Here is a 26,422-nt window from a genome sequence, read left to right as displayed (position 1 = left end):
AATCAATAATTAGGAATTGTTATGTATCTGAAGCAACTGATCAAAAATTTGTTTATGATCAGTTATGGAAAGAAACTGAAATGTTGACGATAGTTCCTTTGGATCAGTTAACAAAGTGGCTCTAGATGCCTCTATCGTAGGCATTAAATCAGGCCAGTAAGCCAGAGCAATAATGTTAGGTAGTGTTTTAAGTAAACAAAGGTCTGATTCGTTTCGGGCCATAATGATTTTGGGATACAAAGCTTCTTTAAAACCTTCAATGAGAATGACATCGGTATCATTTCGGATTGTTGAGATAAGTTGTTCTAATGAGTCAGAGCTTTGTTTAATTATTGCAGTTCGTTTCGAAGAAGCGATTGCAGTAATATCGGCACCAGCTTCTTGATGACGCCATGTATCAGTCCCAGGGGTGTCCATCTGGAAATCATGGGCATCTCGTTTAATTGTGCCAACCCTATAGGACGCTTTTTTGAAATATTCCGTTAACCGGCAAACCATCGTGGTTTTGCCGGTATTTTTGTATCCTACGATTTGGACAATTAGTGGAGATTTATTGCTCGGTTGAATCATTTGATTTGGAGTCCTCCTCTATATGTAAGAACAGATATGTTTTTTGATGTGAAGTGCTTAATGAATCAGCATTAGTTTAGCATAATGGACGTATAGAGATCAGGAGTTCGCGAATATTTTACGATGTTCTAATGAATATCAGTGTTATGTTACAATAATGGGCAGAGAAAAAATGGATTCGGGTAGTGAGAAGGACGGGGGGAAGTAGCGTGGCGGAAGGGATTGGAATAGCGACAGGTGGCGAGGGGAAGTTTTTTCGCCGAGCGGTGAAGGTAGATGAGGCGCAGCAGCACATACTTACTGCTGCGACGGGGCAAACAATGGCAAGCGAACTTGTGCCGCTTGCAGAATGCGGCGGCCGCCGCCTCGCGCAGCAGCTCGCTGCGACGAGCGACTGGCCGCCGTTCGCGCGCTCGGGGCTCGATGGCTATGCCATGCGCGCGGCAGACACAGCGCAAGCGACGCCAGATGCCCCGGCGTCGCTGCGCATCGTTGCTACGGTCGCGGCGGGCGGCATAGCCGCCGCGACCGTAGAGCAGGGCACTGCCGCGCGAATTATGACTGGCGCGGCTGTGCCCCGAGGGGCGGATGCGGTTGTCATGCTGGAGCAGACCGCAGAAGCTGTTCTGGCCGGTGGCGAGGAGGCGGTGCTGATTAAAGCAGCCGCCCGTCCCGGCCAGAACGTGGCACCACGAGGCGAGGAGTTCCGCCTCGGGAGCCCGTTAGCTACGCCCGGCACGGTTATTCGGCCGGGGCATATCGCTTTGCTCGGTACATTCGGCTATGCTAATGTGCCCGTGTATCGGCGCCCGCGCGTCGCGGTGTTCGCCACGGGCAGTGAGTTGCTGCCCGTGGATGCGCCTCTCGCGCCGGGACGTATACGCGACAGCAATAGTTATATGGTCGCGGCTATGATCAGGGAGAGCGGCGCTGAGCCGCTGCTATGCGGTACATTGCCTGACAAACCTGAAGCGGTATTGGCTGCACTAGCTCGTGTAAGGGAACAATGTGACATCGTTATAACGACTGGTGGCGTTTCTGTTGGTGATTACGATGTGATGGCGGATATTTTTAGAGGGATGGCGAGTCATTCCACGGAACAGACACGTCACTCGTATACACTATTCAACCGAGTGGCTATGCGGCCAGGAAGTCCAACCTCAGGAGGAGTTGTGGACGGGAAGCTGGTCATAGCTTTGTCGGGTAACCCGGGTGCCTGTTTCGTAGGTTTCGAACTGTTTGCACGACCTGCTTTACGTGCGATGCAAGGAGATGCATGTCCGTTGTTACGAAGTGTAAAAGCTACACTTGTAACTAGTATCGGAAAGGGAAGCCCCCATGTACGTTATGTACGGATTAGGCTACAGCAAAATAGTGATGGAAGCCTTCTTGCAGATCCACTTGCCTTCTCAAAGTCCAGTATGATGGCTTCGTTAGCAGATGCTGATGGCTTAGCAGTTATTCCGTCAGGTTCAGTTGGAGCAGAAGCGGGCGACCTGATTGAAGTATTGCTATTGCCTTAAAGCGAGTACCAAACTAAAGTGTCTCTTTTGTCTCAATGAGAATCAGAGCGAGCTGTTGATAATGCCTCGATGAGGCAATCAAAGAAAATGATCGATTTATAGTGATCATTCGAATGGATAAAGATTATCAAGCATCCAATTGTCAACTAATATAACTTATTAAGTACCAACCCTCGGAATGGGAGTGGCGTATGGGCTTGCATCGCCCCGTAGTATATGGAGTAGGGAAAGGTCGCATGAAAAGGGAGCTGTAGCAAATTCATTGTTTTCTGCTGCTCTCCATAGGATAATGCACGTTTTAGATCGTTCAGTAATCCTTCAGAGCCTAATAGCAGTCTTCTAAGCCACACCTTATCTTTAAGTACAAGCATTCGTAGCGACTCTTGTTTGCGTTCGTATGCTACAAAATGATTAGCTGGGGCACCCGCATGGGGACTTTGCCAATGAAAAGTCATGTCTTTTCCTTTTTTAATACCAAGTGCTGACATGGCAGGGTGGCGAAGTGCTAATTCTATAACCGCCCATACCTCTTGTTTCAGATTTGATCCGTGACTTCTAAAGCTTCTATCCAGCTCATTAATTAATTGCACGATTTCTCGAATTCCATCTTCAGCACTAACATCCACTTCTATCCCATTTCTTCCTCCTAGACGAAGAAGCATTCCATCTATTTGCACCTTTGCTTTCGAGGCAATTTGAAGCCACTCTGCTACACTTTCAGCTGCAAGATTATAGACTTTGTGCCATTGTTGTTGATCATTAGAAGGTATATGAAAGCTAATTGGTATAGGCAAGTCGCTATATTGTCGTGTAGATTGAATTGGTATGTAGTGATGGGATCGTTCGATACTATGAATAGATCGTGTATAACCTGACATTCATGTGACCCTCCTAAAAAATGAACATAGCGACAGCATAACGCAAGCAGACTGTGAACACTGGCGAAACATCGGGGAGAATAATGACGTTTCTTCTCGAAAAGAGAGCTATTCGCTGTTGCATTTGAAGAAGCGTGTCGAATGAGCACTTAACAGTTTATGGACAGTTGTTTTAAGTTTGAAATTGGATAAATCAATCAACATAAGTTGTTCCTCTTACAAGGAAGGAATATGCGCCTTTAAGGCGTATTTACTAGGAGATTAAGTAATTGCTTCACATGCCACCTCTCATCAGTAGTTGCATCAAGTGTATTCACCCAAGGGCGAATGTGTATGTGTGCAAAAATTGTGATAGGAGGCTTGTATATGTACATACCCGAAAATTCGCATTTTAATCTGGGCGGAGCTACAAAAATTGGTCGTAAACCCTCACCAAAAAAGAAGATATACAGTTTAGTAATTGGTTTTGTTGTTCTCGTTGTAATGTTAATAACTGCTTTGTTGCTATCCAAGGCGGAGTCAGAGGCCAAGCTTGCAAATATATCGGTACCTTATGATCTTGAGCAATTATGGGGTTGGAGCGACGAGGTGCTTGAAGCAGGAGCGGGAAGCGCAGAGTGGACATTACGCTGGGACGTGACAACGACTTCTAAATCCGCTTTTAAAGAGCTGACAGCAAATTTGTTTAAAGAAGAGAACGGCGATATGACTAACAAGGTCATTACGAACGGAGGGAAATCGATAAGGGGAGAAGTTTCGAGATTGGGAGGGATATTATCTATTCATATACCGGAGGAAGCAGGAGGAGTCGATCACCTTTTAGTGATGCTAGAAGCGAGCAGTGGAGATGGGTCATTGCAGAAGTTGCTTGCATCCGCAGCTATTATTGGGGAGGAATTAGCATTAGTTTCTTCTTATACGGATACCAGCATGAAGGTACATGGATTTGCAAAGAGCAAAGATGCGGTTAAGCAACTAGAAAGATTATCTTTGGGAAAAGTAGTCGAGGATTATGAGGATGGTGGGACGTGGAGTGTAACACTGAATTCAAGTAAATTACTTTCTTCTCAGTCGTTGGATAATAAAAGAAGTGCTAATTTGCAAATCTCTGCGCATGATCATACCGAACGGAAAATGACAGAGCTAACGATAGGAATTCCCCTTATAACCGGAGACTTTTCGTCGACAAAAAATGAGCCGTAAGCGATCTTACATGGGCAAAGATTACCGAATATAACTTCAATCAGAAGAAATTGTGTGTCCTATCAGTATTTTTTATGGGTCGTTCAATGGCGATTTAAGGATGAATATGCTACACTACATTACATGTAATTCGTATAAAAATTCCATAGAAAGAATGAGGCATATGACGACTTACAATCCTACAATTGATACTATCTCTCCGGAGGGCGCAGTATACTACCTGTTCGGAGCAACCGGTGACTTGGCCCGGCGCAAGCTCTTCCCGGCGTTATTCAGTTTATATAAAGAAGGCAAGTTGTCGGACAACTTCGCAGTTGTAGGCCTTGCTCGCCGACCTCGTACGAACGAGCAATTTCGTTCGGATTTGTATGAGTCCATTAATGAGTTCTGTCGCTACAAAGTGGACAATCTAGAACTGTGGAATCGATTCACGGAGCATTTTGAGTATATGTCTCTTGACATCAATAATGTGGATGGTTTCCGCGAATTGAATGTTCTTTCAACAGAGCTGGATAAAAAGTTTAATATTCCAGGCAATCGTTTATTTTATTTGGCACTCGCACCTTCCCTTTTTGGACCGGTTTCTTTCAATTTGCGTGATGGCGGCTTGTTAGAGTGTCAAGGCTGGCATCGTCTAGTTATAGAAAAACCGTTTGGTTATGATCTGCCTTCTGCTCAAAAGCTGAATGAGCAACTAAACCAAGTGTTCAAGGAAGATGAAATTTTCCGTATCGATCACTATCTAGGCAAAGAAATGGTACAAAATATTCAAGTGATCCGATTCGCAAACGCATTTTTTGAACCGTTGTGGAACAATAATTATATCGCTAACGTACAAATATCACTTTCGGAAACGGTTGGGGTAGAGGAACGTGGCGGTTATTATGACAAATCTGGTGCTTTGCGCGATATGGGTCAAAACCATATGTTACAGATGCTTACAATGATTGCAATGGAACCGCCAAGCCGTCTTCACGGTGAAGATATTCGTGATGAGAAGGTGAAAGTGCTTCGTTCACTGCGCGGCTACACCTCAAGCGATGATGTTCGCAAAAACGTAGTACGTGGACAATATGCAAAGGGTAAGTTCGGAAGCAAAGAGTTGCCAGGCTATCGTCAAGAGGAGTCAGTTGATCCTGAGTCAACGACGGAAACCTACTTTGCGGCAAAAGTATACGTAGACAATTTCCGCTGGGCTGGTGTTCCGTTCTACATCAGAACAGGTAAGCGACTGCCAGTAAAAACGACCGAGGTAGTTGTAGAGTTCAAATCGATGCCGCAGAACGTATTGTTCGCACAGCGTCATGATTTGGCACCTAATCTGCTCGTTATTCGTGTCAATCCGCTCGAAGGAATATATATTAAAATAAATGCCAAAAAGCCAGGGGCAGACAATACTGTTCAACCTGTATCAATGGAGTTTTGCCAAAGCTGTCAAATCGGCATCAATACGCCGGAAGCTTATGAGCGACTTATCCATGATGCAGCAAGAGGAGATTCAACGTACTTTACACGTTGGGATGAAGTGTCCCACGCTTGGGAGTTCGTAGACCGTATTGCTAACGCATGGCGTGAAGATAAAAGCGACCTCGCGTTTTATCCGGCTGGTTCATGGGGACCTGTTGAGGCTAACAGATTGCTCGACGAAGAAGGTTTCCATTGGTGGCCGGTAAACGGTCAAGAGGAAGACAACGTAATTTGGGTAACTAAAGGCAGCAAGTAGCGAGTAATCACTACTGCTGCAATTGTATACCTTGCAAAAGTGAAGGGAAGTCAAGCATGAGCCAAACGTTAAGTAATGAAATTAAACAGGAAGTGGAAAAAAGACGTACTTTCGCGATTATTTCCCACCCTGATGCTGGTAAAACAACATTGACTGAGAAGCTCCTCCTATTCGGAGGGGCCATTCGTCTTGCAGGATCAGTAAAAGCTCGTAAGGCGAGCCGCCATGCAACGTCAGACTGGATGGAAATTGAGAAACAGCGTGGTATTTCTGTTACCTCATCTGTTATGCAGTTTGATTATTTGAATCATCGTGTTAATATTCTTGATACGCCTGGTCACCAAGACTTTTCGGAAGATACGTATCGTACACTAACTGCTGCGGACAGCGCAGTGATGTTGATCGACGTGGCCAAAGGTGTCGAGGCTCAAACGATTAAGCTATTCCAAGTTTGTCGTAAACGGGGCATTCCAATTTTCACATTCATTAACAAGCTTGACCGTGAAGGTAAAAGTCCTTTCGACCTTATGGAAGAACTGGAACAAGTGTTAGGTATTCGTTCCGTTCCGATGAATTGGCCAATTGGTACTGGCCGTGAATTATGTGGTGTGTATGACCGTATGAACTCGCAAGTCGAGTTGTTCCAAGGAAACGATCATTCAACGATCGAAGTTCGAAAAGTAAGCGACTACAACGATCCAATCATCCGTGAGATGGCAGGCGATTATTTGACAGATCAGCTTATTGCAGATCTTGAATTGCTAGATGTTGCGGGCGATCAATTCGATTTCGATAAGGTTCGAGCAGGAGAGCTTACACCAATTTTCTTTGGTAGTGCGGTCAACAATTTCGGAGTTCAGACGTTTCTGGAAAACTTCTTGAAGCTGGCACCGAAGCCTACGCCGCGTAACAGCACTTCAGGAGAGATTGAGCCAACAAATGAGAAGTTTACTGGCTATGTATTCAAAATTCAAGCAAACATGAATCCAGCTCACCGAGATCGGATAGCGTTCCTGCGTATTTGCTCAGGACGATTTGAACGTGGTATGAGTGTAAGACATGTGCGTAATCGTAAAGATATTAAGTTGTCTCAACCACAACAATTCCTTGCTCAAGATAGAGATATTGTAGAAACAGCTTATCCTGGAGATATTATCGGCTTGTTTGATCCAGGTATATTCCGAATTGGTGACTCACTATCCCAGGGGTCTGAAGTGGAATTCGACGAGCTACCAACGTTTTCTCCAGAAATCTTCTCAAAGGTAACTGTGAAAAATGCGCTTAAACATAAGCAGTATCAAAAGGGTCTGGATCAATTGACGGAGGAAGGCACAATTCAAGTGTTCTATTCTACCGGTAATTTTGATGAAACGATTCTTGGCGTAGTTGGTCATTTGCAGTTTGAGGTGTTCGAACACCGCATGCGTGCAGAATATGGCGTTGATATCCAGTTGCATCGTATGTCATATCAATTCGCAAGATGGATTGTTGGGGATAATATTGACCCATCCAAATTCAGAATTAATACGACACTGGTTAAGGACAAAAAGGGGAACTTTGTTGTTCTTTTCGAGAATGAATATGCAATGAGAACGGCTATGGAGAAAAATCCGACAGCTCAGTTTCTGGAGACTGCTCCATAAGTTGTGTAATAAATATCGTTTAGTGAATCCTCCCACGGGATCGTTGAATTCCGTTAAGGGAGGATTTTTTTGCGAAAAAAAGAGACGTTTTAACTAGGTATTATGGTATTGGTAATAAAAATTTAAGGATATTCTAAGAGAAAAGATCGAATCATACCGAAAAATTTGATAGACTAATAGGTATTATTACAAAAATGAGAGAGTTATTGCTGAAGAAGGAGTGTTACAAAGAACGTTATGAAAAATCGAAAATTAATGCCATTATTATTTATTGGATTGTTGATTGTTATTGCTGGATCTCTATTCGCAGTACAGTATTTAACAAAGTCGAGTAAGCCGTCTGAACCAACCGCTACAAAAATTACTGAAGTGCCGCAGGTTGAAGTTGTTAAAGAGCAATATGATGTCATTGTGGTTGGTACTGATCCAGAAGGTGTAACAGCTGCAGTATCAGCTGCTCGCAATGGATTGAAAACACTTTTGATAGACGGTAAGGACCGTGAAGTACTAGGTGGTTTGTTTACACTAGGTTGGCTGAACAGTCTTGATATGAATCGTGCGCCAGACGGCAAAGATTATTTAAACAAAGGTTTATTCAAAGAATGGTTTGATCAAATTGAAGGTGACTCATTCGATATTACAACAGCGACAAATGCTTTCCACAAGATGGTTGAAGGAGAGCCTAATCTAGAAGTTCGAATGGGCATGAAATCAATAGAGCCGATTATTGAGAAAACGGCTAAAGGCAACACAGTTACTGGTGTGAAGTTGAAAACTGCTAAAGATGAGGAAAAAGTCGTAGTTGCTAAGGCAGTTATCGATGCTACCCAGGATGCTGATTTTGCAGCAGCGGCAGGAGCAGAATTCACGTTTGGACGTCAAGATATTGGTGACGATAAGTTGCTAATGGCTGTTACGCCAGTCTACAAGCTAACAGGTATTACACCTAAGGTTTGGGGTAAAATTAAGGATCGTCTGAACAAAGATGAGTACCCAGGTACAGGTGCTAATGATGAGAGTGCATGGGGTTATATCGAGATGTGGGATTATCCATCTTCAAACCCAGAGCGGATTCGTTCACGTGGACTTAATATTGGTAGGCAAAATGATGAGACGATGCTCATTAATGCCGTACAAATCTTCGGAGTTGATCCATTCGATCCAGCTTCAAGAGAAGAAGCTTATGATATTGCACGTAAAGAGATACCACTTATGCTGGAACATATGAAAAAGCTGTATCCTGAGTTTGCAACAATTGAGCTCGGCGAGCTCGCACCAGAATTATATATTCGCGAAACTCGTCATTTGGAAGGTATGTATCGTTTATCGATGGTCGATCTACTAGAGCAAAGTACACATTGGGACGACATTGCTTTTGGCTCTTACCCGATTGATATTCAAAGCACATCAGCAGCGAAGACGGACCGTGGAACGGTATTGATGGCACCGAAGCTGTATGGTGTACCATTCCGTACATTAGTGCCTCAAACGATAGATGGCCTCCTTGTTGTCGGTCGTTCAGCAAGCTTTGATACTTTGCCACATGGTAGTGCACGTGTAGTTCCTCTTGGAATGGCTACTGGTCAAGCAGCTGGTGCGGCAATCAAGATAGCAATGGACGAAGGTGTGACTCTTCGTGAACTTGCTGCCTCTGAAAAGTTGATTAAGCAGTTGCAAGAGCTGTTGACTAAACAGGGTATGGATTTGAAAGCACCTAAGACAAAACCATACGACTTTATTAAGCACCCTGCTTATGAAGGATTGAAAGCAGCAGCTAGTATGGGAATCGCACAGGGCGCATACAGCAATGACTTCCAGCTAGATGCAGATTCGAATCCGCAGCGTATGCTTCAAAATGTGAAGGGTGTTGCGAAGGTACATCCAACAGCATTAACACAATCCGTTGATGCTTCTACTGCTTCGCTGGATGAAAAGACTAAGTTTGGTCCGTTAACATTAGATCAGGCAGCATATACAATTGCATTGTCATTGAAAGAAGGCGCTGCAAAAGAAGGTGCGCTTGATATGCTCCTAGCTGAAGGTATTGTTACAGATGCAACACTTGCACTCATTAAAAACCGTGAGAAACTAACTAACGGTGATGTCTATTTGTTGCTTAAGGATGCAGTTGTTGCAACAACTGGCGTTACCTACTAATACTTCTAAATAAAAAAATTAAAAAATAATACAAAAAATCAAAAAGGAAACTATTTGTTAGGTAATATATTACAAATAGTTTCCTTTTGTTTGTTATTTTATTGAAACTAGCAAACTACTAAATCGTATACTATAGGAGTGTGCATAAAAAAATAGAATTGGAGTGACTATGCAAGTGAAGAAGTTATCTGTATTAACAAAACCATCAATATGGGCCAAAACGGTCGTGGCTGCAGTATTGTCTGTTAGCTTAATGACACCCGCCATCCATGCGAGTGCGGATGCTGGCGGAGCACCTCCTAAAGCTAAAACGTTGGATTCGGCTAATGCTAATGGATTTCTTGACGATTTTTTTGCATCGGAAGAAGCTAAAGCTCACTATGTAGGTGCTTCCGTTGTTGTTGTGAAGGATGGCAAAGTGCTTGCTCAGAAAGGTTACGGTTTCGCTGATAAAGAAAAGAAAAGGGCAGTGGACCCAACATCGACTGTGTTCAGAATCGCTTCGGTTTCCAAGACGTTTACTGCTGCCGCACTCATGCAATTAGTTGAGCAAGGAAAGGTTGGCTTGCAGGATGACTTTACGAAATATGTAAAGGGTCTGACATTCGATAATCCATTTAATAAACCTGTTACGATAGAGCATTTACTTACACATACAACAGGTTTCCAAAATTATGACGTACAGCCAGAAGATATACATAATGACTTTAATAAGATTGTAGAGATTGAGGATTACGTTAAGGCCAACATGCCGCCTGTCGTGCGTGAGCCTGGAACTTCTTATTTGTACGATAATTTTGCTTCTTTAATTGTGGGATTAGTTGTGGAAAAGGTGAGTGGAATGCCATTCGCTGATTATATGGATAAGCATATTTTTAAACCACTTGCTATGAACAATACCGGATTTTTGCCTGAAGGAAAGCTCAAAGAAAATCTAGCAATTGAATATGGTCCAGCTGGCATTATTCCTCCATACGCGGTTTCACCAACTGTTATGCCCCATGGCGGCATGTTGTCGACTTCCGAAGATGTTGGTAAATTTATGATTGCATTTTTGAAGGGCGGAACAACTGGAGCTAATCGTATTTTGTCCGAGAGCACAGTGGATTCCATGGAACAATATCGTTCTTCTATCCATCCGTTAATGCCTAATACGACATATGGTTTCGAAGCTCCATTCCAATTGCCAGGAGCGGGAAGCAGCTCCAAAGTGATTACGAAAGCTGGAGACATGCTCGGTATGAGCTCTTATATGTTTTTGATTCCTGAGCAAAATACAGGTGTGTTTATAACGTACAATCAAACAGGTTTGTTACGCAACTTTTTCTACCCAGCTTTTATTCATACTTTTTTCCCGCAATATGCAGCACCTGCTAAGCTAGAACCATTTACAGCACAAAATGAAAAAGATTTAAGCAAGTTCGGCGGTTTTTATTCTGATCTTCGTTTAGATATTATGGTATCCGCATTAGGAACAGAAGGAGAAGGCGATCTAGTTGTTTCGGATGCTTACGTTGGAACTCGCGCTTTGAAGCAAATAGATGATAATTTGTTTGTTGATTCGCTTTCGAATCAGTTTACAGCATTCGAGCTTGATGCAAATGGGCATGTTGCCTATATGAAGGAGCCTTACCTCAATCCAATGGGCTACTCGCAAAAAGGCGCTGTTGCAGCTGGTTTCTCCGATGTAACTAACGAACATCCTTATGCGAAGCAAATATTTGCATTGCAATCTCTAGGTTATTTAGCTAATGATGCAGCAGAAAGCTTTAATCCAGAGGGAGCAGTAACTAGAGGTGAATATGTAAAAAACATTCTTGAAATAACTAATATCAAAGGTAGCAAAACGACAGAACTTGCTTTTACTGATCTAGAAGGTCACTCGGCAGCTGGATTTGTTCAAATGGCGTATGAAATGGGTATGGTTACGGGTAATGGTAAAGGATTATTCCATCCTGATAAAGCTATTACACGTCAAGAAGCGGCAGTTATGATGTGGCGTCTCATGAAACTTCAATATTCAGATGAGTTGTTTGAATCAGTGGAACTTGCAGGGAAAACAGATAAATGGGCTGTTCCGGCTGTTAAGATGTTAGTTAAACTTGGTATTTACGGTCCCGAAGTGAAGGTAAACAGCAAAGGTGCTTTCGATTACCAATCACAAAAAGTTCTTAATCGTCAAGAAGAAGTAGCAATTTGGTACGCTCTATTTACTCAGCCGACAGATCAAATTGTTGGTGGCCTAATGCAAGAGCAGGAAGCAAAAGAAAAAGAAAAAGAAAAAGAAAAAGAACAAACAAAAGAATTGCCTAAGGCATCTTAATTAATGTTTATAGTGAATGAAGTGTTTCAATAATGTTATCCAGAGAGCTCCCGAAGCGGGGCTCTTTATTGTTGCAGTGATATATTTATTTGATCATCGTATAATGATGAGAATGATATATGATGATGGGTGGTCGACGATATGGGAATTATTATGTTTACTGGAGGCGGCTCAGCATGAATCTGATCTTACACCTGGCCTAGCTAATGGAATTGCGATACCCTTCGCGACAGGAGTTTGTACGACATTTCCTGAAACAGTTAATGTGCTTTCAGCGGGAAAATGCTGTTATATCGGCCCCGTTATCCGAGATAAGCAGCGCTATATTGAAAAAATGAGTGTTAGCAAAGAAACAGATAGTTTGTCCGCCATTTATAATTGGATTCAGGAAATAAAAAGAAACTGAATTGGTCGCCCTTGTTCTGAAGAATACAAGAGTGGCTTTTTTTCTTCGATTTTTCAAATAAAGAAATCACTCGATAATTATGGTAATATGACTAATAAAGATCCTTAAACAAGGAGATGATCCAAAATTAGTAATGCTTCTATTGAGCCTAATGAGACAAAAACATACAACCAAATGCTGATCATAAATGGACAAGTTGTTTTGAAGGATAAGGTGGTAACAGGTGCTATAGCAGTGGAGGATGGAAATATAACTGCCATCCTGTTAAATGATGAGGAGATTGCCGAGTGGAAGGAAGGCATTAATGACCAGAGCATTCTAACAGTAATCGACGCCAAACAACGTTTTGTATTGCCTGGGCTTATTGATATTCACTGTGATGCAATTGAAAAGGAAGTTCAGCCGAGGCCCAACACACTTTTCCCTCTTGAGATGGCATTAGTAGAGTTCGAGCGCAAGTTGCCGCTCCACGGTATTACTACGATGTATCATTCATTATCGCTTGGGGTAGGGTTAAGTCTAAGAGGCGATCATTTACTTACGAAAATGATCGAGCTAATCCATCATTATAACCGTAAGCGAGCGATAATACGCAATCGTGTACATTTACGCTTCGAGGTTTCGCATCATGCAGGCGTACCGATATTGAAACGTTTTTTGGATGAGGGGAAAATACACTATTTATCATATATGGATCATTCCCCAGGTCAGGGTCAATATAGGGAAACAGGATCATTTGAAAAATATGTAATGAAAAATCAAGGTGTATCTTTGAAAGAAGTACAGGGGATTGTGGAAGGATTGCTTAAAAGACAACAAGAGATTGATTGGGACCAATTGAAAAGACTCGGCAACTTTGCTGTAGAAAGGGGAATACCCGTTGCGTCACATGATGATGATTCTCCAGCTAAAGTGGATCAATTAAAGAGCTATGGGATAAGTGTATGCGAATTTCCGATTAATTTGGATACAGCCAAATATGCAACTGAGCTTGGATATTCGGTATGTGTAGGAGCACCAAACGTAGTGAGAGGTATCTCTCATGACAATAATTTAAACGCAACTGATGCTATCCAAGCTGGAGTTGCAACGATATTATGCTCGGATTATCATCCTTCATCCCTACTTGGAGCTATATTTAAGCTGGTGGACGAAGGAATAGCCGATCTGCCTGTTGCAGTCAGAATGGCTACCCTACATCCAGCACAAGCATTGCATATAGATAACTCATTTGGATCAATCGAAATAGGCAAAGCCGCTGACATTATTATTATTGATCGATATGAAGGATTACCTTGGGTGACAGATACGATTGTTAACGGTGTTCATGTATTAGCTGCGTCAGTCAGGTATTAAGATGGAGATGGATTCGATGTTCCATCTTGATGAAGATGTTGGTATAAAGTATCTACCATTTGGGTCTGTTCAGATGTATTGGATTGCTTCCAAATCATCTCGAATAATACACCAAGGCCGGGTAAAGTGCGCTCATCATTGCCAACAGAGTCCTGAATGACATCAGTTAGTTGTTCTTTGGAGTTTTCTTGAACACGGTTAATAATTGCTTGACGAAGATCTAGCGTAGTCAATGGATAACCCTCCTGACGGATTCGGAAATTTTGCTTCTTTACTATGCCCAGCAACAAACATGACCATCCACCTCGTTTGATTATGTTATAATGGACGAAAGAAAGATGGGACAAGCGAAGACGATTAATGTTGAGTTTCACTGTCTTGAACGGAAGGTCAGGTATAGAATCATATGAATAATTTCCAGAGCAAGCAAATATATATCGGTTCACCTCAGAATGAAAGGGTTAAGCAATGGGCATCTTTACTTGATAAAAAGTATCGTGACCGTGCTAATCAATTTATTATTGAAGGTGTTCATTTAATTCAAGAAGCATTAAAGGCAGAAGCTAATGTTACATATATCGTTTTTGATGAAGAGCGAGGACTGCCCCATGAATTGAAGGAAGATAGCTATACTTCGACTAAGCAAATGGAGTGGGTTAGTGCATCAAAGGCAGTAATGGCGAAATGTACCGGGACAGATTCTCCGCCACCTGTATTCGCCGTTCTTGATAAGCTTTCTTACTGTGAAGATACCTTGTTAAAAGAACATGCATTAGTTGTTGTCCTTGACGGGGTACGCGACCCAGGCAATGTAGGTACTATTATTCGTAGTGCAGATGCTGCTGGGGCTGACGCTGTTGTGCTTGGCAAAGGCTGCGTAGATTTATATAACCCTAAGACGGTACGTTCCACGATGGGCTCCTTATTTCATTTGCCTATCCTTGAAGGTGAGCTTTCTGAGCTGCTGCCAAGGGCTAAAGCTAGTGGTGCAACACTAGTTGGAACAAGTTTGCAGGCAAACCATAGTTGCTATAGCTATGATTGGAAAGGGACGACATGGCTACTAATGGGCAATGAGTCGGAAGGATTGTCACCTGCTGTACGTGAACAGTTGGATGAAGCTGTTATTATCCCGATGGCAGGTCGAGCAGAGTCTCTGAATGTAGCAATGGCTACGACTATATTGTTGTTTGAGGCGCTCAGGCAGCGGGGATATTCACCGAAAATAAACTCATAAAGCAGAAAATAAACTCGTATCAGCCCAACTCATCCCCTAAACTCTGTAGTAACATGAAACCCAAAACGAGGAGAGAGCCAGTAACACCGCCCTCTCCCTTTTCTTTTTTCAATCGTTCTCCCATTCATTAGCTCAGGCATTCCCCAATCATTTCTCCGCCATTACAAACCGGAATCCTTTACCACTCCGGCATTATCTCAGCCTTGTTCTTCGTCTATTTTGAATATATCTGCCTCAGATTACATTCCCAATCTAATACTCAAACAAGGTTTTCCCCGATCATTTATTCCAGCTACTTCTCATGCTTGAACTTATCTACCTCTGCTTTTTTAAGCCCTACTCAAGCCTGTCAGGATACAACTTATTATCATTGTGAACATAAAAGCTATACCAATTACTATTTATATTTTCTTGTTAGTGAAGGAGTAGTGTTGACGTAGAGAGTGTGTTCTATTTATTGAGCGTGATAGCGGTAATCTTTTTTGAGCAAAGCCTAAATTAGTTTTTATTTACATTTTAAATATTTCAATGCTATAATTTGAATGAACGTTCATTCAAATTTGTAATAGGAGGATCAATATGTCCAAAGAGAGCGAGCAATTACAGGAGATGTTTTTGAAAAGTTTTGAGGAGGATGTTCAGGATCATGCTGTTAGGCAAATTATTTTGCATGCTATAGAGGTTTTTTCGAAAAAAGGGTTTACAGGTACAAAAATTAAAGATATCGCCCAAAGTGCGGGGTTCAGCCAAGGTTATGTCTATACATATTTCAAGTCGAAGGATGAGTTGTTCTCCAAAATTGTAGAGCTCGCCACTGTTGGTTCAGGAAGATCTGTTTATCAAGCAACACAATTATTAGGCTCACCGATCCAGAGGATAACATGGCTAACTGAAGCTTTTATATCAACGGACAGTATCGCGATGCAGCATTGGCGCTTACTTTTATTGCAAACGACTACGTCAGAGGCCATTCCTGAAGAAGCAAAAAGAATTGCGAAAGAACAAGCAATTGCACCGTTCCAACATTTTATTCCACTCATTATTGAAGGGCAGCAAACAGGAGAAATCGTCGAAGGGGATCCTTTTATGCTTGCTATCACTTATTTTTCCTTTATACAAGGGCTTGGTATTTCCAAAATCCAAACGACTGGCGATTTACCATTCCCGTCTGCGGAAGTTGTACTTCGATTTTTGCGTAAATAATTCGTGAGTATTGCGTTATCATTCGGAGGGAGTTGAGGTTGATATGATTAAGTCGTTCAAAAGTGAGAAAGCGCGATTGAAAGTATTACATTCTTATGAACTTGTGATGAAAATGTGGGAAGCTGATGTAACGGAACATACGATTCCTTCCCGATATGGAACGACTCACTGTTATACAGCAGGAAAGAAAAACAACCCGCCGCTGCTATTGTTCCACGGTGTCGGTGATAACTCGGCTGTAATGTGGGCGCTAAATATAAAAGTTTTGTCGAGTAAATATTATTGTATTGCTGTTGATACTATTGGCGGACCAGGCAAAAGCACTCCTAATGAACACTTTAAGAAGGGACTGTATAATGGGCCCGAATGGATAAATGAGATTATTGACTTTTTTAAACTAGAAAGAGTATATATGGCTGGCGTATCGAATGGAGCTTATATGGCTTATCAATATACGACAATACATCCGGAGCGGGTTATACGAACGGTTTGTATGGAAGGTGGGATGATTATTAATCCACTGATGGCTATGTTTCGGATATTGTTAGTTATGTTTCCAGAAATATTGCTGCCGACAAATCGTAATATGCTTCGTATTTTGAAAAAGCTGAGTTCACCGCACTCAGACGTATTCGATAGATACCCACTTTTAGCGGAGCACATGATTTTAGTAATGAAGGCGCATAATCAATTAGCAATGTCTCCGAATCAGCCTGCAAAATACGATAGGGAAAAGGGAATTGCAGTGAGAGATAAGTTATATTTTCTAATGGGAGACCATCTTCGGATAGTAGATAAAGATTTTATGGCTGTAATGGACGACGGACAATATAACTATAAAATAATACCGAAGACAGGACATGGCATCAATTTTGAGCAGCCAGAAGTTATACATGAGGAGTTGTTTCGTTTCTTTTCAGAAGTTGAGAAAGATATAGAGAAAATTGCATCACATGCTGCGCTATAATACAATATATGGATTACATAAACGGGTAGGTGTATCTTTTTGGAAAAATGGATAGAGAAACATATAAAAGATGCAGAGAATAAATTTGCATTGGACGATTATCGCTTTCATTCTTATAGCTTGCATCGCTCTGGAAGTTCTGCAAATGAAACGATATACACGTTATCGCTGGAATGGTTTCCAAATCATGCACCTGTTGTAAATGAAGACGAAGGTTCGAATCCTACGGGAACAGCCGTAATAAGGATTAATTTGAATACTAATCTTTATGATAGTGTCATTTTTGTTCAGGGCGAAAGCTTTGCAGGGGAAAACGGCGTCACATTCTCATTAAATGATGAAGCTGAGATTATAAGGTGGATTGAACGCGAAACGGGAATGAAGCATGGGAGTCAATTCGAACGGGATACAAGGGGCAAAGATAAGCCAGGGTTTAGATATAGAAGTATTTATAATGGTATTCGAACTTCGCCTTCAGGCAGTATTAGCATTGAGCTAGATCAAGAGGGGAAGTTAGTGTTTTATTCGGTAATTGGACCATTTCCTATGGTGGAGACGATTAGTGAGGATCAATTTACGCTAACTTTCAAGGAAGTAGAGCCTTTAATACTGGAACAATTGCAGTTGACCGAATTTCCAATCACTAACAAGAAGAAGTGGGTTTCCGCATATGGGCTTGAGGAATTTTATGCTACCGTACAGGATGTAAGAAAGATAGAAATTAAAACGATTATGAATGAAAATAACTCACAAATTGTAATGGATCGATTGCTTGAATGGGAAGAACCACTCGTCAATGATTTTAAAAGTCAGCCCGTTTATTTTTCGGAAGAGATTACAGTGGAACAAGTGATTGCTAAGGAACAACATCCAGAATTGATCATCATTAATGAATCCGAAGCAGAAGAATGCATTAAGACGGTTGTTAATTTTATGCGTAAAGTGTATGCGGATCAATCTGGTCAATGGATGCTGTCGACGCTGCGCCGGGAAAGAGCGTTCATCTTTGCTGAATTGCGTCCTGTAGCTCAGGATATCCGTTTATTGAAGCGCAAATTGCGTGTAGTTATTGATAACACAACCTTTGAAGTTATTAATATGATGGATAGTGAGGCATTCTTTGCGATGTTCGAGGGGTATGATCCTGCTGGCGAAGTTATTGTAAACCAGGAAGAAGCTTTTGCGAAGTTAGTTGAACATATCGAGATAGATCCTATCTATGTATACGATTCGTCGAGTAAGAGTTACATCTTTTGCGGTCGAGTCGACTGTAAATATGGAGTAAATGCTACAACAGGCGAGGTTGTGGAACTAAATTCTTTATAGTTCCTTGATCGTAATGTATTAAGCTATGTATAACCGTAAAGAATAGTAGTTTGGCGGACGCCGAATTGCTGTTCTTTTTAAATTATTAGAATTATATCAAGTAAACAGCTAGGAATAGATGGTAATTCATGATAGTATGGATAGTACATAAAGTTAATTAACTGGGATCAACGATATAGGAGGTAAGTACATGTCAAATGCCCAAAGTGAAACTTCGGTTGAAGCATTGTTTAAGCCCTTTACATCGTCAAATTTGTCGGTCGCAAACCGTATCGTAATGGCACCTATGACTAGAGGATATTCCCCAAATGGTGTGCCAGGGGAGGATGTTGCCGCTTATTATCGCAGGCGGGCACAGAATGGCGTTGGTCTTATCGTCACGGAAGGAACACTCATTAATCATCCTGCTGCTGGTGCAAGTCCGAACTGGCCTAATTTTCACGGTGAAGCTGCATTAAATGGTTGGTCTAACGTGGTAAAAGAAGTGCACGAAGCAGGAGGGAAGATCGTTCCCCAACTGTGGCACATTGGTTTAACACGCAAAGCCGGAAGCCAGCCGAACCCGGAAGCACTGTCAGTTGGTCCTTCCGGGTTAGATCTTTCAGGAGAGAAAATAACCCAACCTTTAACCGAAAATGAGATTGCAGATCTTATAGCAGCATATGCCCAAGCAGCGGCAGATGCTGCTCGAATCGGATTTGATGGTATTGAGCTTCACGGTGCACATGGCTATTTAATTGACCAGTTTTTCTGGGGCAGAACAAATCATCGAACCGATCAATATGGAGGGGATATAGCAGCACGAACACGTTTTGCTGCTGAAATTGTGAAAGCTTCCCGCCGTGCTGTGGGAGCTGATTTCCCCATCGTACTTAGATTCTCTCAGTGGAAAGCAGATAACTACGATGCTAAACTAGTCGAATCACCTGGGGAGCTGTCACAGTTTTTAACACCACTCGTTGATGCTGGAGTGGACGTCTTCCACAGCTCAACACGCCGTTATTGGGAGCCTGAGTTTGGTGATTCTAACTTAAATCTAGCAGGTTGGACAAAAAAATTGACTGGAAAGCCAACCATTACAGTAGGCTCGGTCGGATTAGATAATGAGTTTAGAAGCAGCAGCGGTGACATTGCTAAGCCAGCGGATCTGAATAGTTTAATTGAAAGATTAGAAAATGGAGAATTCGATTTAGTTGCAGTAGGTCGAGCATTACTCGCTGATCCTGAATGGGCTGCCAAAATACGCAATAATCGCGGTGATGAGCTTTCGAATTTCGATATAAGTTCTACCAAAACGTTATATTAATAAAGCTGATTAAATTCATTAAGTCGAATCAGATTTGTATAAACAAAGAAGGGGAGCCTGCTCGTTGTGGGCTCCTCTTCTTTTTGTTGACAATTAGGTCTCTCCACGATTGATTGAATATAAATACATCATTTTTCATAAATAAACATTACGAGAGAGAGGAAAACGAATGCAGCATGTCATATCGTTAAAAGACTTCGATTGTCTATACAGATACATGGATCGATAAGGAGTTTTTTTATGAAAGTCACTATCAAGACGAAAAAAATCGAAGAATTGAGCATGCAAGCCGAAAATAGGATGCATGTACAAAAGTCGCTGTTGCTATACCTGTTGAATAAATAGAAAAAGGATAGCAGATATTGATATATTTTCAGATATTTATTATACAAAAAAACAGCGAAGCTTCCTTTACTAAAGGAGGTCCGCTGTTATGTAGCATTACAAGTGTTCCTCTTATAGGTGCTCTCGTAAGAACGTAAGCATCTTTCCCCAAGCGTCTCGTTCGGCACGAGCGATATCCGAAACGGCGACATGGGGAGCGAGGCTATTAGGCGGTAGATTAGGAATATGGAATCCATGTCCTGCTTCTGGGTAACGGAGATGAGTCACGTTGCAGTGGGAAGAATTACGCTGGATAATCTGCACAATCTCGGCAGACATATCTGATGTAGGACCTGTCTCGTCTTTGTCACCAGTAATAAGCAGTAGGTTGCCTTGTATTCGCTCTACAGGAATTCGGGCATGCTCCTTTTCTGCATCCGTAGCATTTTGTATGGTCCAAGTGTGGATTTCATGTAGCTTTGATTTGTCAAAGTCCATACTGGATTGGTAACTATCCGGGTAGCTGAGGAAGCCAAACGGCTTGCCATTATACGACCATGATGCTAGTTTCTCATCAGATCCAATTCGAATGCCCTGTAACATGTACATAGACCCGTTAAAAGCTACTGCTGTTTTTAAATCTTCTGGAAACATAGAGCCGAGTAATAATGCAAGTTCACCACCTTTGGAAATGCCGATTATACCGATAGAATCGCCATTCACTTCTCTCCGCCCGCGAAGCCAGTTGATACATGAGGCAAAATTTTCTATTGGAATATTCACTAATTCGTTCGGTAAGCCATAATTTCCATAATAATCGTAATAGGCTACAGCCATTGCCGCAAACCCGCGGGAGGCGAGTATAGCCGCTACTTGCTCGGACCAATATAATCCGCCGCCTGAACCGCCGACTACGATGACGGTTGGTAGACTTGCAGCATTAGTCGGAACAAAAAACTTGCCTACAAAGTCAGTATGAACCTCTTCAACTGTCAACTGCCCGACTACATATTTTGCAATTATTTCAGTCTGGGCAATCCACTCATCTTCGAGATACAGAGATACTGTAATCTCCTGTGGTGACACATTACCTTTTATAAAAAAAGGAAAAGTTCCGATGTTCTCATATGATAATTGTGATGGTTCTGCATGCAATTTCATCGACCAAAGCAAGCCTGCCTGATCAATTCCTTCGTAGGTTCCAAACTTTGGGGCTTGCGAGGAGGGATCAATTCGCCCGCTTAAATCAGCTTCAAAAGTTGCATGTGATTGCCACAGACGCCCGCTATCGTCCTTCATCTCGGCCCTCACCTCATACAACTTTCCAACATGAAGTCCGACGATTTCAATATGAATTTGTTCGTCCACAAGTTCTGTTTTTCTTTGAATATGAATGATTGGATTCATAGGTTTCTCCCTTCGAGTATTCAGTCCGTAGTTTCTAAAAGTAAAGTATCTCTCTTAGTATTTTACTCAACATTGATTATCCAACGTTGAGTAAACAATATCACAAAAGTTAAATACTGTAAACAAAATTGGTAAAAAAAGTTGAGAAGTAAGGCTATCACACAAGTTTTTCGTTATCTGCTATCCGAATTATAGTTGGCAGCTACTTGTATTCCTAAAGCTACTTATCGAAAAACTTTCGTGTTTCTATCGTTCGTAATTGACATCCCATTGTAATTTATCTATACTGATCATTAATCTTATATACGATATACGTTGAAAGAGCCCAGTAGCTGCTTAGTCCCTGTTGTAGAAAGCCGGGGGTTGATGAAACCCGGTACACATTAGGTCAGCGAATTACACTCTCGAGTATCTCGGGTAATGCCGAGCGGAATTGCGAACGATATCTCGCCAAGAGTGGCACAAGTAGCTTGCGTAACCGCATGTCGATTGGTGCAATTTGGGTGGTAACACGGTTGAATAATCGTCCCTATGTCTAATACAGACAAGGGGCGTTTTTTGTTTTTCAAAATATAAGAACTTATAAGTTTTTCATCTTATAAAAGGCTTATATTTCTCCACGGAACGAAAGCTAAGCCTCCAAATGACGACTTTAGCGGTTTACGCTTGATAAAGGTAATTTACGGATTGTTATAAAATGAAGGGGTGGGATTACAATGAATATTATTGATGAGCTGGAATGGCGTGACGCCATTAATCAACAAACGGATGCAGAGGGGCTTCGAGAATTAACGAATGAAAAAGCAGTCTCCCTTTATTGCGGAGTAGATCCAACGGGCGACAGTATGCATATTGGTCACTTAATTCCATTCATGGTGCTGAAGCGGTTTCAGCTTGCCGGTCATCGTCCAGTTATTTTGATTGGTGGGGCAACGGGAACGATCGGTGATCCAAGTGGTCGTCAATCCGAGCGTTCATTACAGACGCTTGATGAGATTCAAGCGAATGTCGATGCGTTGTCCGCACAACTCAATAAGCTGTTTATAACAGAGGGCGACAATCAAATTCGAATGGTAAATAACTACGATTGGACTCATAAAATTAATGTAATTGAGTTTTTACGCGACTATGGTAAAAATTTCAGCATTAATACGATGCTTGCTAAGGATGTCGTTGCTAGCAGACTGGATAGCGGTATTTCCTTTACTGAATTTTCATATCAGATTCTGCAATCGCTAGATTACTTGCATCTATACCAGAATGAAGATGTACAATTGCAGATCGGCGGATCAGACCAGTGGGGCAACATTACAAGCGGTCTTGACCTAATTCGTAAGAAGGAAGGTGCCGAAGCTAAAGCGTTTGGTCTCACGATTCCGCTTATGTTGAAAGCCGACGGCACGAAATTCGGGAAATCAGCTGGTGGGTCAATCTGGCTTGACCCTAACAAAACGACTCCATTTGAGTTCTATCAGTTCTGGGCGAATACGGATGACCGTGATGTTGTGAAGTATTTGAAATATTTCACTTTCCTTTCCAAAGAGCGAATTGATGAGCTAGCTGAAAAGGTACAGTCAGAGCCTCATAAACGTGAAGCGCAAAAGACACTAGCAGAGGAAATGACGACTTTTGTACATGGCGAAGAAATGTTAGAGCAAGCTAAGCGTATTACAGCAGCCCTGTTCAGCGGAGATATTAAATCGTTAACTGCAGAAGAGATTGAACAAGGGTTTAAAGAAATGCCGACATTCGAAGCAACGAAGGAACCAAAAAATATTATCGATTGGCTTGTTGATCTAGGTATTATAAAGTCAAAGCGTCAAGCTCGCGAGGATATTACTAATGGCGCTATCTCTATGAACGGTGAGCGCATTACTGATTTGGAGTTTGAAGTGAACGATAGCCAGGCTATTGGCGGACGATTTATTATTATTCGCAAGGGTAAGAAAAACTATAGCTTGGTGAAAATGCACTAATGATTGGAATAGTACAAAACCTCACTTGTTTAACAAAAGTGAGGTTTTTTCATTTTATTATGGAAATAGTCTTTTAATTCATATAAATTATTTGAATATTGCAAATATTAACCATCAGCTCAGGGGAATATAGTGTATACTGAAATGGTACGAATCTCTAGATTGGTTATACTAATGAAATATTGTTTATAGAACTAATATAAATGAAATATCGGAGTGGAGCTGATTATTTTGAAACACAGTATGACCCTTTTTTTTGTCGTGATAATGTCGTTTTTTGTCGTTTCTTGTAAACAGATTCATGATAATGATGTGATAGGAAAAGACACAAGTTCACCTATTGCAACGATGGGACCTGATGTACAGCATGTGTCTAAGGAAGAAAATATGTTGATTCAGTTTTTAAAAGGTGAACAATACGGACAATACGGTGTATACACCAATCGGCTGGATTCAGGTCAGAGTGACAATGTTGCTACTGGGCATGAGGTGCTCAGTGAGTCTGCTGGACTTATGATGGAGTTTTATGCAAAAAAGAAGGATCGAAATGCTTTTCAACAGGAGTGGGAACTTGCAAAGCAAGTTTTCGATCAGGAAACGAGTTTTAGTTATCGCTATAGTCCAAAGCTTGATAAACGATATTCAGTGAACGCAGCAGTCGATGATTTGAGAATAGTTAAATCGCTGTATGAAGGTGCCAAAGTATTTGATGATAGCCGATACCTTGATGAAGCAAATAAGTATGCTTCAAGATTTACTGCTCACAATATCAAGGATTCAAAGCTTCATGATTTCTATGACGAGCAATATAAAATGGTTAATTCCTATATAACACTATGTTACATCGACCTGGGGACAATGCTGAAATTACCGCTAACGGAAAAGGAGTCTCAGAAGCTTCAAGCTAATATGCTTGCTATTATCGAGGGTGGTTATCTCTCGGATGGATTCCCCTTTTATGAAACTCGATTTAATTACGATAAGGACAGTTACAGCTCTGAAGATATCAACATGGTTGAAGGGATGTTAACTGTACTTTCATTAACGGAAGTGGGTAAACATAAAGAAGCAAGTGTACATTACATTAAGGAACATGTTAAAAAGGGAACACTTTATGGTAGATATACAAAAAGTGGAGAGCCTACAACTGATATTAGGTCAACTGCCTTATATGCATTAGCAGCTATGATTGGAAAAAGTGTCAAAGACGAGGAGCTTTATAAGGATAGTATTGATAAGATGTTGCAGTTTCAAATTATAGATACAGCAAGTCCGATGTATGGTGGCTTTGGAGATCCAGTTTCGGGACAAGCGTACTCATTTGATAACTTGATGGCTCTTAATGCGTTAGCTTTACAACAATAATAATGAAAGAGGCATTAGTATGAATCAATTAAGTAAGCTTTTGGGAAAGGGAATGAGTACTTTTTCAAAATATATATCACCGGCAATGCTTGCTGCATCAATGCTCGCAGTGATCACATGTATTGCATTATTTGTTCGCCCCTATATAGGGATGGCTGATAACGGTGATTTTTTTCGCATTATTTATGGTAATGGTCTTTATTTTAACGAACCCGATTATTACAGTCAGTACTTTGGTCATTTTGTAAAACAATACGGGATTTTTCAATATTTTAATGAAAATGCTGCGGCGTTAACTTCATCGCAATCGTTATTTATTAGGTTGTCTATGGCAATTAATAAGCTTATTTATCATCCAGAGCTCTTTGATATTCGAATACAAGGTGCATTATATACAGCTTTACTTATTGCAGCCGTTTATTTGTTAGTGGAAAGTGTAACTTGGAAAGTTCGCCGTAAATATGGCTATCCTATAGCGTTGCTTGCCGTGTTTATGTTTGCTGATACGGGCTACACAGCGTATTTTAACTCCTTCTACGGAGAAAGTGTCGTTTACATTATGTCCATACTGCTTGCAGCGTCAGGTTTTTTACTTTATCGCAATCGTTATAACGACTACGTCATGTTGGGTCTGTTTATCGTGAGTACGTTACTGCTAACAACTGCCAAGCAGCAAAATGCTACTGTAGGTGTAATTGTAGGGTTGATTGGAGTTATTTTTATCTATCTGCGCAAAAATAAGATGTTTCGGACAGTTGTAGCAACGTCAATGATTGTTTTGTTTTTGTCAGGAATATCAACATACGTCTTCATCCCGAAAGAGTTTGTAGAAATCAATCAATATCATGCGATGACTCGTGGTCCGCTTTCTCAATCAGATAATCCAGAGGAGACTTTGAAAAAGTTCGGTATTAATGAACAATATTCGATCTTATCCAAAAGTATATATTATGAGCGATTTACGACAGTCGATGTTGAATCCCCAGTGCTTAAAGATGAATTTTATAGTCAATATGGATTTGGATCACTATTAGGTTTCTACATAACTAATCCAGATATAACGCTGAAGATGCTGGATTTGTCAGCTCAACATGCTTTTACGATCCGACCTTCGGCAATGGGGAATTTTGAAAAGACGGAAAATAAACCATTCGGAGAAAAAACGAATTATTTCACTGGGTATAGCACACTTAAAAAGGAGTTATCGCCGAAAACGTTTGGTTTTATTGTGTTGTGGTTAATAGTTATATGCAGCATTTATATGCCTTCGTTTATTAGTGCTGTTAAAGCAAAGGATGTTCGCGGTGCGATTAGGCTGCCACTTATCGTTATGATGATGTTATTAGGTTTATCAGGAATAGCGGTTTCCACTATAGGTGCGGGGGATGCTGATTTAGCTAAACATTTGTTCCTATTTACGGTCATGTTTGATATCGTAACGTTTCTTGCTATCGCAGATGTGATTAGAAGAGGCATTTGGCAAAATAAAGGGTTAAAGGTAGGGGAATAGATGCTGCGGCTTCCCAAAT

General features: G+C 41.4%; 20 protein-coding genes and 1 other annotated feature. Of the genes, 16 read left to right on the top strand and 4 right to left on the bottom strand.

Annotated features, from left to right (window positions below; translation table 11 throughout):
* Nucleotides 1-9 precede the first annotated feature (9 nt).
* On the bottom strand, nucleotides 10-570 hold the full coding sequence (gene mobB, locus MFF31_RS02325) for a molybdopterin-guanine dinucleotide biosynthesis protein B (protein ID WP_238186554.1): 561 nt from the start codon (nucleotides 568-570) through the stop codon (nucleotides 10-12).
* 185 nt (nucleotides 571-755) lie between these two features.
* On the opposite strand from mobB, the gene MFF31_RS02320 reads away from it, so the two are divergent.
* Nucleotides 756-2,093, top strand: a complete 1,338-nt coding sequence (locus MFF31_RS02320) for a molybdopterin molybdotransferase MoeA (protein ID WP_309296653.1) — start codon at nucleotides 756-758, stop codon at nucleotides 2,091-2,093.
* Nucleotides 2,094-2,239: 146 nt separating this feature from the next.
* On the opposite strand, the gene MFF31_RS02315 is transcribed toward MFF31_RS02320, so the two are convergent.
* A complete protein-coding gene (locus MFF31_RS02315) occupies nucleotides 2,240-2,971 on the bottom strand; it encodes a hypothetical protein (RefSeq protein WP_238186553.1) in 732 nt (243 codons plus the stop codon).
* A gap of 366 nt (nucleotides 2,972-3,337) precedes the next feature.
* On the opposite strand from MFF31_RS02315, the gene MFF31_RS02310 reads away from it, so the two are divergent.
* From MFF31_RS02310 to MFF31_RS02280, 7 genes are all read left to right on the top strand, one after another.
* Nucleotides 3,338-4,174 (top strand): hypothetical protein, encoded by an 837-nt coding sequence (locus MFF31_RS02310; protein WP_238186552.1) that lies wholly within the window; start codon nucleotides 3,338-3,340, stop codon nucleotides 4,172-4,174.
* 163 nt (nucleotides 4,175-4,337) lie between these two features.
* Nucleotides 4,338-5,897 carry a glucose-6-phosphate dehydrogenase gene (zwf, locus tag MFF31_RS02305; protein ID WP_238186551.1) on the top strand — a complete coding sequence of 520 codons (1,560 nt, stop codon included), beginning with the start codon at nucleotides 4,338-4,340 and terminating at the stop codon, nucleotides 5,895-5,897.
* A 56-nt stretch (nucleotides 5,898-5,953) separates the two neighbouring features.
* A complete protein-coding gene (locus MFF31_RS02300; protein ID WP_238186550.1) occupies nucleotides 5,954-7,540 on the top strand; it encodes a peptide chain release factor 3 in 1,587 nt (528 codons plus the stop codon).
* Nucleotides 7,541-7,777: 237 nt separating this feature from the next.
* Nucleotides 7,778-9,697, top strand: a complete 1,920-nt coding sequence (locus MFF31_RS02295; protein WP_238186549.1) for an FAD-dependent oxidoreductase — start codon at nucleotides 7,778-7,780, stop codon at nucleotides 9,695-9,697.
* A 175-nt stretch (nucleotides 9,698-9,872) separates the two neighbouring features.
* Nucleotides 9,873-12,020, top strand: coding sequence for a serine hydrolase domain-containing protein (locus MFF31_RS02290; RefSeq protein ID WP_238186548.1), 2,148 nt, complete (start codon nucleotides 9,873-9,875; stop codon nucleotides 12,018-12,020).
* A 103-nt stretch (nucleotides 12,021-12,123) separates the two neighbouring features.
* On the top strand, nucleotides 12,124-12,426 hold the full coding sequence (locus MFF31_RS25355) for a hypothetical protein (RefSeq protein WP_375541265.1): 303 nt from the start codon (nucleotides 12,124-12,126) through the stop codon (nucleotides 12,424-12,426).
* Nucleotides 12,427-12,600: 174 nt separating this feature from the next.
* Nucleotides 12,601-13,782 carry an alpha-D-ribose 1-methylphosphonate 5-triphosphate diphosphatase gene (locus tag MFF31_RS02280; protein ID WP_248565384.1) on the top strand — a complete coding sequence of 394 codons (1,182 nt, stop codon included), beginning with the start codon at nucleotides 12,601-12,603 and terminating at the stop codon, nucleotides 13,780-13,782.
* On the opposite strand, the gene sspI is transcribed toward MFF31_RS02280, so the two are convergent.
* Complete coding sequence (sspI, locus tag MFF31_RS02275) at nucleotides 13,779-14,015, bottom strand: small acid-soluble spore protein SspI (RefSeq protein WP_238186546.1); 237 nt, start codon at nucleotides 14,013-14,015, stop codon at nucleotides 13,779-13,781. The two genes, MFF31_RS02280 and sspI, sit on opposite strands and share 4 nt — an antisense overlap.
* A gap of 173 nt (nucleotides 14,016-14,188) precedes the next feature.
* On the opposite strand from sspI, the gene MFF31_RS02270 reads away from it, so the two are divergent.
* The 5 genes from MFF31_RS02270 (at nucleotide 14,189) to MFF31_RS02250 (ending at nucleotide 19,821) form a co-directional block, all read left to right on the top strand.
* Nucleotides 14,189-15,019, top strand: a complete 831-nt coding sequence (locus MFF31_RS02270) for a TrmH family RNA methyltransferase (protein WP_238186545.1) — start codon at nucleotides 14,189-14,191, stop codon at nucleotides 15,017-15,019.
* Nucleotides 15,020-15,598: 579 nt separating this feature from the next.
* Nucleotides 15,599-16,222 (top strand): TetR/AcrR family transcriptional regulator, encoded by a 624-nt coding sequence (locus MFF31_RS02265; protein WP_238186544.1) that lies wholly within the window; start codon nucleotides 15,599-15,601, stop codon nucleotides 16,220-16,222.
* Between the two features lie 43 nt (nucleotides 16,223-16,265).
* A complete protein-coding gene (locus MFF31_RS02260) occupies nucleotides 16,266-17,189 on the top strand; it encodes an alpha/beta fold hydrolase (protein ID WP_238186543.1) in 924 nt (307 codons plus the stop codon).
* 39 nt (nucleotides 17,190-17,228) lie between these two features.
* The gene (locus MFF31_RS02255) at nucleotides 17,229-18,515 is read left to right on the top strand and encodes a hypothetical protein (protein ID WP_238186542.1); all 1,287 of its coding nucleotides are present in this window, start codon (nucleotides 17,229-17,231) and stop codon (nucleotides 18,513-18,515) included.
* 190 nt (nucleotides 18,516-18,705) lie between these two features.
* Nucleotides 18,706-19,821 (top strand): NADH:flavin oxidoreductase, encoded by a 1,116-nt coding sequence (locus tag MFF31_RS02250; RefSeq protein ID WP_238186541.1) that lies wholly within the window; start codon nucleotides 18,706-18,708, stop codon nucleotides 19,819-19,821.
* Nucleotides 19,822-20,277: 456 nt separating this feature from the next.
* Here the strand turns inward: MFF31_RS02250 and MFF31_RS02245 are convergent, their stop codons facing one another.
* The gene (locus MFF31_RS02245; protein ID WP_238186540.1) at nucleotides 20,278-21,552 is read right to left on the bottom strand and encodes an acyl-CoA thioesterase/bile acid-CoA:amino acid N-acyltransferase family protein; all 1,275 of its coding nucleotides are present in this window, start codon (nucleotides 21,550-21,552) and stop codon (nucleotides 20,278-20,280) included.
* A gap of 306 nt (nucleotides 21,553-21,858) precedes the next feature.
* Nucleotides 21,859-22,086: a binding site (T-box leader), on the top strand.
* 182 nt (nucleotides 22,087-22,268) lie between these two features.
* On the opposite strand from MFF31_RS02245, the gene tyrS reads away from it, so the two are divergent.
* The 3 genes from tyrS (at nucleotide 22,269) to wsfD (ending at nucleotide 26,403) form a co-directional block, all read left to right on the top strand.
* Nucleotides 22,269-23,528, top strand: a complete 1,260-nt coding sequence (gene tyrS, locus MFF31_RS02240) for a tyrosine--tRNA ligase (RefSeq protein ID WP_238186539.1) — start codon at nucleotides 22,269-22,271, stop codon at nucleotides 23,526-23,528.
* 231 nt (nucleotides 23,529-23,759) lie between these two features.
* Entirely contained in the window at nucleotides 23,760-24,893 is a 1,134-nt protein-coding gene (locus MFF31_RS02235; protein WP_238186538.1) for a glycosyl hydrolase family 8, read from the top strand.
* A 19-nt stretch (nucleotides 24,894-24,912) separates the two neighbouring features.
* On the top strand, nucleotides 24,913-26,403 hold the full coding sequence (gene wsfD, locus MFF31_RS02230) for a glycan biosynthesis hexose transferase WsfD (RefSeq protein ID WP_238186537.1): 1,491 nt from the start codon (nucleotides 24,913-24,915) through the stop codon (nucleotides 26,401-26,403).
* Nucleotides 26,404-26,422 lie beyond the last annotated feature (19 nt).

Source organism: Paenibacillus sp. L3-i20 (assembly GCF_022180385.2).
Taxonomy (GTDB): domain Bacteria; phylum Bacillota; class Bacilli; order Paenibacillales; family Paenibacillaceae; genus Pristimantibacillus.
Note: the sequence above shows the minus strand (reverse complement) of the source record. Positions and strands in the feature narration are given on the sequence as shown.

Excerpts from the sequence above, each read along its gene's own strand:
- MFF31_RS02250 (WP_238186541.1), top strand. The coding sequence starts at position 18,706 with ATGTCAAATGCCCAAAGTGAAACTTCGGTTGAAGCATTGTTTAAGCCC.
- MFF31_RS02310 (WP_238186552.1), top strand. The coding sequence starts at position 3,338 with ATGTACATACCCGAAAATTCGCATTTTAATCTGGGCGGAGCTACAAAA.
- zwf (WP_238186551.1), top strand. The coding sequence starts at position 4,338 with ATGACGACTTACAATCCTACAATTGATACTATCTCTCCGGAGGGCGCA.
- MFF31_RS02260 (WP_238186543.1), top strand. The coding sequence starts at position 16,266 with ATGATTAAGTCGTTCAAAAGTGAGAAAGCGCGATTGAAAGTATTACAT.
- MFF31_RS02280 (WP_248565384.1), top strand. The coding sequence starts at position 12,601 with ATGCTGATCATAAATGGACAAGTTGTTTTGAAGGATAAGGTGGTAACA.
- MFF31_RS02315 (WP_238186553.1), bottom strand. The coding sequence starts at position 2,971 with ATGTCAGGTTATACACGATCTATTCATAGTATCGAACGATCCCATCAC.
- wsfD (WP_238186537.1), top strand. The coding sequence starts at position 24,913 with ATGAATCAATTAAGTAAGCTTTTGGGAAAGGGAATGAGTACTTTTTCA.
- MFF31_RS02295 (WP_238186549.1), top strand. The coding sequence starts at position 7,778 with ATGAAAAATCGAAAATTAATGCCATTATTATTTATTGGATTGTTGATT.
- MFF31_RS25355 (WP_375541265.1), top strand. The coding sequence starts at position 12,124 with ATGATGAGAATGATATATGATGATGGGTGGTCGACGATATGGGAATTA.
- tyrS (WP_238186539.1), top strand. The coding sequence starts at position 22,269 with ATGAATATTATTGATGAGCTGGAATGGCGTGACGCCATTAATCAACAA.
- mobB (WP_238186554.1), bottom strand. The coding sequence starts at position 570 with ATGATTCAACCGAGCAATAAATCTCCACTAATTGTCCAAATCGTAGGA.
- MFF31_RS02245 (WP_238186540.1), bottom strand. The coding sequence starts at position 21,552 with ATGAATCCAATCATTCATATTCAAAGAAAAACAGAACTTGTGGACGAA.
- MFF31_RS02270 (WP_238186545.1), top strand. The coding sequence starts at position 14,189 with ATGAATAATTTCCAGAGCAAGCAAATATATATCGGTTCACCTCAGAAT.
- MFF31_RS02300 (WP_238186550.1), top strand. The coding sequence starts at position 5,954 with ATGAGCCAAACGTTAAGTAATGAAATTAAACAGGAAGTGGAAAAAAGA.
- MFF31_RS02265 (WP_238186544.1), top strand. The coding sequence starts at position 15,599 with ATGTCCAAAGAGAGCGAGCAATTACAGGAGATGTTTTTGAAAAGTTTT.